8 protein-coding genes and 1 tRNA gene are annotated in these 12,031 nt (G+C 39.0%); 1 reads left to right on the top strand and 8 read right to left on the bottom strand.

What is annotated here, in order from left to right; translation table 11 throughout:
* Positions 1-3: 3 nt before the first annotated feature.
* Positions 4-384 (bottom strand): START-like domain-containing protein, encoded by a 381-nt coding sequence (locus tag B9A18_RS11170; RefSeq protein WP_084289379.1) that lies wholly within the window; start codon positions 382-384, stop codon positions 4-6.
* Between the two features lie 125 nt (positions 385-509).
* Between B9A18_RS11170 and B9A18_RS11165 the strand changes: the two genes are divergently transcribed.
* Positions 510-583, top strand: a tRNA-Met gene (locus B9A18_RS11165).
* 232 nt (positions 584-815) lie between these two features.
* Here the strand turns inward: B9A18_RS11165 and B9A18_RS11160 are convergent.
* From B9A18_RS11160 to B9A18_RS11130, 7 genes are all read right to left on the bottom strand, one after another.
* Positions 816-2,165 (bottom strand): alpha-L-fucosidase, encoded by a 1,350-nt coding sequence (locus B9A18_RS11160; protein WP_144009478.1) that lies wholly within the window; start codon positions 2,163-2,165, stop codon positions 816-818.
* A gap of 39 nt (positions 2,166-2,204) precedes the next feature.
* Complete coding sequence (locus B9A18_RS11155; protein WP_084289378.1) at positions 2,205-3,401, bottom strand: DUF4998 domain-containing protein; 1,197 nt, start codon at positions 3,399-3,401, stop codon at positions 2,205-2,207.
* A gap of 15 nt (positions 3,402-3,416) precedes the next feature.
* A complete protein-coding gene (locus B9A18_RS11150; protein WP_084289377.1) occupies positions 3,417-4,616 on the bottom strand; it encodes a DUF5000 domain-containing lipoprotein in 1,200 nt (399 codons plus the stop codon).
* A 21-nt stretch (positions 4,617-4,637) separates the two neighbouring features.
* Positions 4,638-6,575: a RagB/SusD family nutrient uptake outer membrane protein gene (locus B9A18_RS11145; RefSeq protein ID WP_084289376.1), complete on the bottom strand. Its 1,938-nt coding sequence runs from the start codon at positions 6,573-6,575 to the stop codon at positions 4,638-4,640.
* A gap of 10 nt (positions 6,576-6,585) precedes the next feature.
* Positions 6,586-10,020 (bottom strand): SusC/RagA family TonB-linked outer membrane protein, encoded by a 3,435-nt coding sequence (locus tag B9A18_RS11140; RefSeq protein ID WP_235005297.1) that lies wholly within the window; start codon positions 10,018-10,020, stop codon positions 6,586-6,588.
* 81 nt (positions 10,021-10,101) lie between these two features.
* Positions 10,102-11,157 carry a FecR family protein gene (locus tag B9A18_RS11135; protein ID WP_084289374.1) on the bottom strand — a complete coding sequence of 352 codons (1,056 nt, stop codon included), beginning with the start codon at positions 11,155-11,157 and terminating at the stop codon, positions 10,102-10,104.
* 115 nt (positions 11,158-11,272) lie between these two features.
* The gene (locus B9A18_RS11130; protein WP_084289373.1) at positions 11,273-11,845 is read right to left on the bottom strand and encodes an RNA polymerase sigma factor; all 573 of its coding nucleotides are present in this window, start codon (positions 11,843-11,845) and stop codon (positions 11,273-11,275) included.
* Positions 11,846-12,031: the final 186 nt, after the last annotated feature.

Genomic DNA, 12,031 nt, shown 5'->3' with positions numbered 1-12,031 from the left:
AAATTAAGCACCTAATACACTATGCAGGTAGTTTATCTGATTATCCCAAATTAATGTACGTTCAGCCATGGTGTCTTCAGTAGCAAAATCAGTAATTGCAAGCGCTACATCATTTGTCAATTCATCCTGAACAATCTCCATTTCAAAATAACAATGAGGATCATCATCTATCCATTTAAATTTAACCAGCTTATTTTCTTTTATACTTAGCAATTTGGCCTTTTGTATTTCATCATCCCATGTAAATGTATATACCTGATCGCGGAAAATCACATCATCGGCAAACCATTGAGACAAGCCATTCGGCTCACTAATGAAGCTAAATAAAATACGTGGAGACGATCTCAATTCATATTCTAGGGTAAATTTTTTCTTTTCTGACATCGTAAGGCACTTATATTCCTGAATTTTTAAACAATTTTTAATTTTTATTTCTAAAGAAAAGTAAATTATTCTATATTTGCAACTCTTTAGAAAATCACATCGATTTTTTAATAATCAAAAAGCCCGGCGGGGTAGCTCAGATGGTTAGAGCGCAGGATTCATAACCCTGAGGTCGGCAGTTCGATTCTGCTCCCCGCTACATAGATCAAAAGCCTTTAGAACATATCTAAAGGCTTTTTTTATGCCCTTAAATGGGCTTTTAATGATTAGCAGTAAATATCTGCTTCTGGCTAATACCCCTCATTGCATCAGAAAGGAGTGTCAATTTGGAACGGTGACCAACCAGAAAGAAAGGCCTTTTTTAACTCGTATTGGAGTTTAATTAAACAGCCATGGAACTCTTCTATTGCTAATATCATTCTAATAAACTCTTATTGAAGCATTAATTCAACAACAGGTATCTCATAATTCGGTTTATTTTTCGGCAGTATTAACTCCACATCAACTCCATTTGCAACCTGCTTATACATCAATTCCGAACTATCATTTAAAAACTGGGCATATTTGATTTTGCCCTGGTAAGCTGGCAGGATAAGTTTACCATCTGCCGGATAATCAAATACATGCACATATAACCGTTTTGTTTTCGGGTTATAGGTAAGTTTAGTATGTTCTGGAACATTAAAACCTACAGGCGCATAGGTGCAGTTATATATTGCTTTGCTATTGGCATGCATCCAGTACGACATACTATCGAGCGCATTAGTTGCTCTGTGATCAAATTCACCACGGGCAGTTGGCCCAACATTTAGAATCAGGTTTCCGCCATTTGCGACAGAAGTTATTAACAGATCCAGTAACTGACGATGTGTTTTCCAGGTATTTTCATCTCGGAAGTAACCCCATGAGCCTGAAAAAGTTTGGCAGGTTTCCCATGTTTTACCACGGTATTGCGCCAGTTCTTTAGGGCTTACTTGTTCTGGTGTTACAAAATCCTCCCCATCAGCATATTCATCAAGGTTAAGACGATTGTCTACTACGATTCCGGGTTGCAATTTACGGATCATCTTTAATAATTCAACACTACCCCAATCATCCTTTCCTTTACCGTTTTTGCCAGGGTAAGAAAAATCCAGCCAAAGTATATCAATCTTGCCATATTTAGTAAGTAGTTCTTTTATTTGGTTGTGCATATACTGTTTATACCTGTTCCAGTCTTTTCCTTTGTTTACAGCAGCATAATCAGGGTTCTGAGTACCATCAAGACGTTGTGGGTGCAAGGCATCTATAGTGAAATCAGGATGATGCCAGTCGATCAGAGAGTAGTAAAACCCAATTTTGATCCCTTCTGCACGAAATGCATCTACAAACTCTCTTACAAGATCACGTTTGGCAGCCGTTTTAGTGGCTTTATAATTGGTATATTGGGAGTCAAACAAACAAAATCCTTCATGGTGTTTGGTGGTTAGTACGGCATATTTCATTCCAGCGGCCTTTGCTTCTTTTGCCCATTTTTTGGGGTCAAACTTATCCGGGTTGAAATTGTCAAAATACTTCTGATAACTATCTGTAGTAATTCGTTCATGTTGTTTTACCCATTCGTGCCTTGCAAGCTGGGCATACAAACCCCAATGAATAAACATACCGAAACGGTCCTGGGTCCACCAGGCCATTCTTTTCTCTTTTTGTTCTGGGGTTTCGTTACCAATCCTTTTTTGAGCATTAACCGATGCTGTTGTCAGGGATGCAAGTAGCAACAATAGTAATAGTTTTCGTATCATATTTTTTTAAATTGTGTGAATAAGTATAGTTCCGTCAAATTAAGGGTTATACCAGAATGAGATCTCACTCATATGGCTCTCTACACTATTATCTAGTGTTTTTGTAACCCGGATTCTAATATATCTTACTGGAGGAATCCCTTCCAGAAGATTTACTTTAAATGGAGCTATTCCATCATCTGACCTTTCCACTTCTTTAAGTAGTGTCCATCCTCTTGCTATAGATTGGGCTTTCCAGGCATCATCGTTACCCGGCAATGTAGTGGCAGCATTGGTAATATCAGCAATTCCCCATATTTCAAATTTAACAGGGTTATGACAGGCGCAATCTGTCCTACCTATTTCTTCAAAACGCGTTAACTGATACACCCCTCCAAGGTCAATTGTAAAATGATGGGGCAAACTACCTCCCCCGGTATGATATATATTAGGATATCCACCTCCCTGACCATCCCAGATAGATGCAAAATTAGAACCATAAGCATTTCCTGCTACATCATTAGGCAGATCTACCTTTTTCCAAAGCGCTTTGCCAAGAGGCAAATTCTGAACGCTTACAGAATCTTTAGTAAGCACAACAAATGAATCAATAGCCATCGTTCTTGGTTTATAAGAAGATTGATAAAAAATCTTTGTCCCCATTTTCCAATCCGCAACTTTTGTGGTATCCACATTAGGAGAAAGCATAACCTTCTTTTGCGCACCCGTAAGGTTTGTATACCATATGCTAGTTGAAATATTAACCGTATCCGGCTTTTTCCAAACAAGCGTTAAACCCTTATCGCTTTCTGAATAGACCGCAGCCTTAACAGTCCTGTTTAGTAGGGTAGATTGATATTTAGGCCCATATACATTTATGGACGGCACTAGAACAGGGACCGATTTATTTCCATGATCATCAACCGAAAAGATGGAAAAGGTATAATTGGCTTCAGCCATGTTTACCAAAAAGTGTTTAACCGTATCACCAGGTTTAAAGGCGGCAGCATCAAACTCCACGGAATCTGTTTTATTGTTCCAGACAATTTTATACTTCTTTATCCTGGTGTCTATTCCCCTTGCCCATGTAAGCAATATCCTTCCGTTACCTGGAAAAACGTTAAGCTTCGTAGCCCCATCCGGGTACACCTTTTCTCCATCAGCAAGGTACTTTTTATAATCATCTGATTTTTGGCAGGACACAAAAAATGCCATGCCCAGAATTAAACCTATGTAACTTATATTCTTTTTAAACATGATCTTAATTTTAAGTTATTGTGTGTTTCCCCAGAAAGTGATTTCAAGCGCATGGAAGAAGTCAGTACCACCCCAATTTTTCAATATCTCCATTCTGATATATCTGACAGGAGGTGCCGATAGGGGGAACGTAAACTCCTCTCCCAAACCATCAGTTCCCCTTGCATACCCAATATCTTCATTCGTGGTCTGTCCAAAAGGCAATTCTGAAGGTTTTTTTGATTCACAATCCATCAATTTTGTCCAATTGTCCCAACTTCCTGAAGGATCTGGTGGCGTAGCAGTCCCCCACATATGCCATGATCTTGGGTTACCATGATTATATACCCAACCACCATCGATACGCTGTAGTATTTTGAAACGACTTAATTTTGTCACTACTCCAAGGTCAAATGTAAATCTATGTGGCCGAGGTAAAGCTCCCTGAAGTGTATGAAAACCAGGTTCTCCTGGTTTGCCATCCCACATATATGGCATATCCCAGCCAAATGCCGATGGCTGATCGTTCGGTAATTTATATGGTCTGAATTTGGTTTTATCCAACTTTCTCTCAAATAGCGGCGTAATTGTTTTGAACAGGGTATCCGAATTGTTATTCCACCTGTCTTTTACATAAACCCCGAATACTCTTGGAGAAGGATCATAACCTCTTGCAGAGAAGACACCCTTTTTTGTCTCCGTATAAAAGGTCTCAATTGGAGCAAGCTCCCCATTGCTATCTTTGGTAATAATCACCACCGCAATTTTAGCCTCCTCTGGATTAGCAAAAGTGATGTTCACCCCTCCAAAATCTTCATTCAGCGTAAGTGTACCGGCAATCGAACGATAGGGAGGTGTTTCCGGATTGACTTTCGCTACCACAACATCAGATCTGTTTTCACTCTTATCAACAGCATATAACCTAACATCATACACTCCTGCTTTATTAAAACCATCTACTTTTATAGTATCACTAAAGCGTGATGTTTTTGCCTGTCTTACAGTGGTACTATTGATGTTATACTCAGCCAATACATATTGTAAGTCAGCATCATCTGGCACCGAATATGTAATGATTGCACCTCCTGGATTATTTTGTATCTTAATGTTGGTAACCACCCCCGGTTTTACATCATCCTTTTCAATTGGCTTCTGAACATTCAAATCCGTCTTCGAACAGGCATACAAACCTGTTACAGCCATGAGAACCAACAGGTAATAAAATATTTTTTTCATAATTGTCTTTTTAAGATAAAATTACCATCCCGGGTTTTGCACCAACTTGGGATTTACCACGATTGAATTTTCCGAAAGCGGCCATAAATAGTCTTTAGGTGTAAACACGGGAGCCACAATTTGCCTCACCCTATAGTAATTAACCGCTTCTTCCTGTTCAAGGTCCCACCCTCTAATCGGTATATTTAAATATTCCTCGGCTTTTTTCCAGCGCTTAATGCTCCAAAATCTTTTGCCCTCAAACACCAATTCGATCATCTGTTCCCTCTGAATAATTTCCCGAAATCCCTCTTTTGTATTTGGCTTTGTCGGATTTTTAGAAAAGTTTGCCCAACTTTCAACTACTCCCTTGAGTCCTGCTCTTTTCCTAACCAAATCAATCCGCTTATAAGTTTCGTCATTGGGCCCGGCCAGTTCATTCAAAGCTTCAGAATAAAGCAGATACATTTCAGAAAGCCTAACTACCGGCCATGGATAACCAATTACATTATAACCAGTTGAATTACTTCCGAAGTCATTTTTATAATTAACCAATTTTTTTGGCCAATAGCCTGTAACAGAAAAAAGAGAGGCACCAAGTCTGGCTCCAAATTGTCCGGCCTTTGCCTGTAAGAACCAGGTTTTAGAATCATCATATAATCCCTGCCCATACCAAATCCCTCCATCAAAACCCAAGTCAGCATAAAATCTTGGTTCTCTGTCAAAATTTAACTGAATGGTTTCATAGTCCTTTTTCAGATAAAACCTGTCTTTATCAGTAACCGTTCTTATTTTGGTCAGTCTGTTTGCGTAATCATAATGGATATCCTCCTCAATTGGAACCCCGTTATTGCTATAGAACATCTCTGCAATATGTATTGGTGGAGAAAGTATGGAACGGATGGACTCATTGTCTGCCGGAGGAGTAGGCACATTTGAAGGGTCTGACGAAGTAATCCTTGCCTGAGATAACGACTGAACACCACTGGCATATGCATTTGATGCTCCCCAAATGGTCTCAGCATTCCATTTATCCGATATAGCCGACCGGATATTCATCGTTAATTTAGTAGAATCAGAAACTGTTTCTCCGGATTCAGGCACATAATAATGCAATTTCGCTCCCATAGCTTCAGCGGCGCTTATCGCGGCCTTGCAGGCATCAGCCGCTTTTTGCCATTTATCAACGGAATAAGTCGGATTAAATAACTGAACCCCAGCTTTATCTTTAAAATTAGCATAACTCGGATTCCCGTTAAACAATGGGCTGGCAGCAGTAACTAACACTTGTGCTTTTATGGATAATGCAATTGGCTTTGTTAACCTACCCAACTCCGATGCCTCATTCATAATCTGAGGAGGAAGATCCGGAGTAGCTTCATCAATTAAACTCACCACATAATTCACTACAGAATCTACCGGCTGTCTGGGCACTCTTACCTCCTCAATAGAAGCTGATACCGGCAAATTCTTACGGATAACAGGAATCGGACCATACATACGGAATAGGAAAAAATGGTAATAGGCCTTCAGTAATTTAACCTCAGCAACCCACCTTCGCTTTTCAACCACAGACAAATCGGGAACTTTATCAACATTCTCAAGAAATAAATTGCACTCCCTTATCGCCTGATAGTAAGATCTCCCCCCTCTTCCACCATCCCAGAAATTAGCAATAGGATCTACAATATTTTGCTCTCCTCTGGCGATCCGGTACAGTCCGATATCAAAATAAATTGAGCTTGGATATTGCGCGGCAAATTCATCTCCGGTAAAAAAACCTGGATCCGAGCCCACATCCCCAAAATATGGCAAATTGTTGTAACAGGTAAACAAATATTTCTCGGCCTCCGAGCGCATCCTAAAGGCATAATCGATCGTACCAATGCTATCCGGTACTACATCAAGGTATTTTTTACAGCTACTAACAGCAAATAATAAAATAAAGGCTGCAGCAAATAGGTTTATACATCTTTTCATCTCAAAAATATTAAAAGTTTATGTTTAAGCCCAGATTAAAGACTTTTTGAAGGGGATAGCCCAAGCCACTGCTTCCGAGTTCCGGATCCCAAAGTTTGAATTTGCTGAACGTAAGCAGGTTTGTGCCACTAAAGTAAAGCCGAAATGTTTTCATCTTAAGTCGCTCCGTAAGCTTCTTTGGCAAGGTATAGCCCACTTCAAGAGATTTTACGCGTAAGAAATTCCCGCTTCTCATAAACCATGTACTCGTCTGGTTATTATTTGCAATAGGTACTACTGAAAGTCTTGGCCATAGTGCATAAATATTTCTATTCTCCTCTGACCAATGGTTTTCTGCATAAGCTTTTAACAGCGCGTTTTCGCCAATGCGTCCAAAGTTTAATCCATCAGGATCATAGTCCACGAAGGGAGCAGTTTTCCAGGTATCTATAAAGAACGACTCTCTGCCTAATCCCTGTAAGAAAACAGAGAAATCAAAATTTTTATATCCTGCTGTAATACCACCACCATAGGTGATTTCAGGTGTAGTTGGATTTCCGATGGGCACCTGATCCAGTGAGGTGATCTGTCCATCATTATTGATATCTCTGTACTTAATGTCTCCAGCCTGGTATAAACCAAAATTCTGCTTAGGAGAATTTCGCACATCATTCTCATCCACAAATAAACGCTCGGCTATGTATCCGAATGTCTGTGAAATAGATTGCCCTGCATGAAGCTTATATTTTTCATTGTATTCAGGTTCTTCATATTTGTAAAATTCTCCTCTGGCAAAGGTAAGACTGCCCCTGATTGTAAACCAGGCTCCTCCGCTAAAATTCTCTGTATAATCCAAATTCAAATCGACGCCCCTTGATTTTGCTTCACCCACATTAGCAAGAGTGGTTACTGCTAAACCCATAGTCGTAGGTATTGAATATCTATCCTGCAATATGTTTTTCGTCCTCTTCTCATACACCTCACCTACAAAATTGAGCTTGTTGAAAAGGCTCAACTCTATGGCCAGATTCTTTTGGTAGGACTTTTCCCATGTAATCAAAAGGTTGGGATATCTGTCAATAGAAACCCCTGGCTTGAAATAGGAGTTGTCAAATCCGAACGAAGCACCACGTCCGCCGTTGGCCAGATTTACACTACTTAAATAAAAGAACCGATCTTGATCTCTACCTATCCGGTCATTACCTACAAGTCCGTAGGATCCTCTTAATTTCAATTTATTGATAAATGAACTCTTCCAGAATTTTTCATTTGAAATTACCCAGCCAAGTCCTAGAGTTGGGAAAAATCCGAACTGCTTGTCCTTGTAAAATCTTTCTGAGCCATTATAGCCAAAGTTAAACTCCGCAAAATATCTGTTGTCGTAGGCATAGGATGCTCTTCCTGACAAGCCAATGTTTCTGCGGGGAAGAGAGGCCTGCACACTAAAATCATTGGTTGTAAAAAGACTTTGCTGCATCGTATAAATTAACGTTGCACCAACATTGTGCTTTTCATTGAATAGTCGACTATAGTCAAGCGTTGCTTGTGCATACAGATTTGTATTCACATCCCGGCTTCCTCCAAAAGGTCTGATGTCTTCATGCGCAGTTGGTCCCTGAAGCTCGTTTAACCAGTTTAGAGCATATACATTATTCAGCTTATCATATGTCGATATCCCATAATAGTACGACCCGTACGCCCTTACCACATCAAAATAGGAATATCGGTTGGTGCTAAATAATCCTTTAAAATTAAGACCTTCAGTGATTACTGATAGCTTTTGATTTAACTCTAATTGAGCCAGCATCCTGCTTTGTGAATAGTCTTTATATCCACGTAGCAGGTCAGCATAAGGATTGATATAAAACGAGCTGCCCGAACGATAGTTCCCAAATAGAATATGCTGAGCAGCAATATTTGCAGCATCGGGGGCATAATAGGGAGCAAATAAGGATGGACTTGTCCTAAGTGCCTTTTTATATACACCTGAACCGCCATCCGCCGGCCCATTATAATCATCAAAGAACCCGGAGAACCTTACGACCAACTCGGTTTGGGGTGAAAGTTGGATGTTTACGTTAGAGCGCAACTGATACGTACTCAGCTTCACATTTGTGTTGAAATTATTTCGTTTATCAACTTTCAACGTTCCATTATCCAGGTTATAGCTCCCTGCTACATAGTATTGCGCCACCTTGCCACCACCCCTCACACTTAAATTAGCACGCTGATTAGTGGTACGATCCTTAAATAACAGATCAGTCCAGCTTGTTGCAGGATAAACAACCGGGTTGTCACCATCCTTTGTATGATCAATTTTATTCTGCGAATACAATAATTTAGCTAACGGATCTCTGGTTAATTGTGCCTCAGTATAAAGCTCCATGTGTGTTATGGGATCAGCAATGTCTAATTTTTTTGTTGGAGCAGAAACGGAGTTTTCAACACGGAAGCTAAACTGGGCTGTTCCTTCCTTTCCTTGTTTCGTGGTCACAAAGATTACCCCATTGGCACCCCTGGCACCATACAAGGCCGTGGCACTGGCATCTTTTAAAACAGAGAAACTCTCAATATCATCTGGCTGTAACCTGGCCAGATCGGTCACCGTCAATTCAATGTTATCTATTAATATCAATGGGTTTCCGCTGCCGTTCCCAAAGGTAGTTACTCCCCTGACAAAGAAATTAGCATTATCGGCTCCGGGTTCTCCGCTGCGCTGATAAGCGATCACACCTGCTAAACGCCCGGCAAGTGCAGTGGTTAGGTTACTGGACGGAACTTTCAGATCTTTAGCGCTTATAGAAGTAACCGAGCCAACAACGGCTTCCCTTCTTTGCTTTTTACCAAAAGCGGTAACGACAACTTCGTCCAGGTCACCTTCTTCTTCCTTAAGGGTTACATTGATCACGGATTTATTAGCCGGCTCTTCAGACACGATAAAACCTACCATTTTAAAAACGAGAACAGAATTGGCAGGAACTCTTATCGAGTATTGACCGTGGGCATCAGTACTTGTTCCTATATTTGGTTTGCCCTTGACGTAGATAGAGACGCCAATCAATGGTTTCTTTAACAAATCTAAGACCGAACCACGCACAACGGTATCGATAGCGGTCTTTGGTACGACTTTGGTTTCCTCTTCGGGATATGAAAATCCAACCTTAGGAACCACGGCAACCAGCCCTTTGGAAATGCTAAAATTCAAACCGGATTCCGAACTTAATTCTTTTAATAACTGGATGATACTCCTTTGCTTTTCAGCAATTTTAATTGGGCGCACGGCCTTAATGTCATTTTGACTGTAAGAAAATTTCAATCCTGAAATGTTCTCAATTTTAATAAAGACCTTTAATATTGGTTCATTTTTAAAGCCAATGGAGTAGGTCTTTTCCTTTCTCATGGTAGTCGCCTGAGCTACTGCACTAATCATTAATGACTGGAACAACAACGCGAATGCTAGGACCATGGAATAACAGAACCCGTGCTGAAAAAGCAGATTTCTTCCTCTCATAGTTAAGATAATTTTAGATTTATATTGGTTGTTTGGTTATTTAGTTATTGGGAGCTGAGAGGAGCTAAATACAATTCTATGCTCACGAATTGTCCAGTTTACCTGATTGATGAAACTTATGGTGTTTAAAATTGTGGTAAGAGATTGTTCAGAATAATCGCCGGTAATATTTTTAAACTGGCATTTACAAGTGCTTAAATCAATTTCTACTCCGTAAAAAAGTTCCAGCTTATAAACTATACTTTCCATTACTTCATTCCGGAATACCAGTTTTCGGTTTGCCAATTCTTCTAGTTCAATCTTATCGATTGTCCTTTTCTCAGATTTTAATGTATTATTGTCAATAATCAATGAGGTTCCTGGTTCTAAAAACTCTGCGATATGATGTGCTGGCTTATCTACTTTCACTTTTCCATTTATCAGCAATACTGAAGACACTTTACTACCTTCAAAATCACGAACATAAAAGGCAGTACCAATAGCGGTGGTTGCAGAATGACGACTGTATGCGACAAAGGGCTTTTGCTTATCTTTAAAGATCTTTAGGTATACCTGACCTGTAATTGCGACTTTTCGATCATCTTCATTATAATCATCGGAAATAGTTAGCTTACTGCCCGGATACAAAATTGCAACCGTTCCATCGCTTAAAGTGATCCTATTCCGATCGGTAGGACTGGTAACTATACTTTGGCCTTTTATTTCATTAAAGGTAGATACCGATGTCCGATTGGTTTTAAAAAAGAATAAAACACCTGTGGCGATAAATATTAAGGAAGCTGCAATACCGGTAATTGTAAGAAGCCGGAGTTTCTTTGGGGATTTTTTCTGTTCGTTTGCATTTACATCAAACTTGGTCTGATAATACAGTTTTTTAAACGAATTTAATTTATCCTCAATGATATCTTCAGGAATTTCAGCCGTCAAAAGCAAAAGAATCTTCTTTGCTTCCAGGCAGATTATTCTATCCTCAGGATGTTTTTGTAGATGCAAATCCCAAGGATTTGTTTCGGCCAAATCCTTTGTTAAACAATAATCAATAAAAGAAGAATTAGCTAATAAGTCCTCAATAGTTAAATTAGATTTATTCATTAGTCTATCTGGTTGTATACACCATAGTGCTACAGAAAGAATATTTCTACTCGTTGGTTTTTCAAAAAAATAATAACAAACTGATTATCAATCAAAAAAAATAAATTCTAACCAACTACATTTTAAGAACCAGGAGCAATAATCCAATTGGCATTTTTAATTCTTCATGAAGAGATTTTAAAGATTGATGAATATTATTATAAATACTCTGTGTAGCGAGTCCTGTTATTTCGGAGATTTCATCATAACCCAAATTCTGATAAAACTTAAACATAATCAGTTGCTTTTGCCGAGGAGGCAATTTATTAATTGCATTTAGTACACGTCTCCGGATTTCTTCTTCTGTCTGTAACTGTACCATATAATCCATAACAGACACTTCATACATTTCCCGATCAGGCAAAATGCATTTAATTTCTTTTTCGTGCTCCCAACTGATTTTACGACGTAAATAAGTAAAAAGATAGCTTTTAACGTTTGCTACAGATTTAAGAGTCAATCTCTTCTCCCATAGCTCCAGAAAAACCTGACTAATTGCATCTTCCACATTTTCCTTTGTTCCATACAATGAAAAACCGTAATTAAAAAGAGGATTATATAAATCTTTAAATAAGCCAAACAATGCTTCTTCTTCTCCGTTCCTTAATCTCGACCAAAGGGACTCCAAATCACAAAATTCAGTTTTCATTGCTCCTAGTTAGTTAATATTGAATAATAAAATCATTTAAAGAGTTCACTAAGAGCCTACTTCCCATAAAAGAAATTAAATCATTTAAAACGACGGAATATAGCAATATAATTATGCAAAAATCTAAGGATATTGGCACAATATTGTGCCTTTTTGGCATTAGCTGTTTAGTATGAAAATTCGGTG

This window comes from Pedobacter nyackensis, from assembly GCF_900176505.1.
In the GTDB taxonomy this organism is placed as follows: Bacteria; Bacteroidota; Bacteroidia; order Sphingobacteriales; family Sphingobacteriaceae; genus Pedobacter; species Pedobacter nyackensis.
This window is presented reverse-complemented; position numbering and strand designations above follow the sequence as displayed.

Coding starts and splice junctions, on each gene's coding strand:
- B9A18_RS11170 (WP_084289379.1), bottom strand. CDS start 384: ATGTCAGAAAAGAAAAAATTTACCCTAGAATATGAATTGAGATCGTCT.
- B9A18_RS11160 (WP_144009478.1), bottom strand. CDS start 2,165: ATGATACGAAAACTATTACTATTGTTGCTACTTGCATCCCTGACAACA.
- B9A18_RS11155 (WP_084289378.1), bottom strand. CDS start 3,401: ATGTTTAAAAAGAATATAAGTTACATAGGTTTAATTCTGGGCATGGCA.
- B9A18_RS11150 (WP_084289377.1), bottom strand. CDS start 4,616: ATGAAAAAAATATTTTATTACCTGTTGGTTCTCATGGCTGTAACAGGT.
- B9A18_RS11145 (WP_084289376.1), bottom strand. CDS start 6,575: ATGAAAAGATGTATAAACCTATTTGCTGCAGCCTTTATTTTATTATTT.
- B9A18_RS11140 (WP_235005297.1), bottom strand. CDS start 10,020: ATGGTCCTAGCATTCGCGTTGTTGTTCCAGTCATTAATGATTAGTGCA.
- B9A18_RS11135 (WP_084289374.1), bottom strand. CDS start 11,157: ATGAATAAATCTAATTTAACTATTGAGGACTTATTAGCTAATTCTTCT.
- B9A18_RS11130 (WP_084289373.1), bottom strand. CDS start 11,845: ATGAAAACTGAATTTTGTGATTTGGAGTCCCTTTGGTCGAGATTAAGG.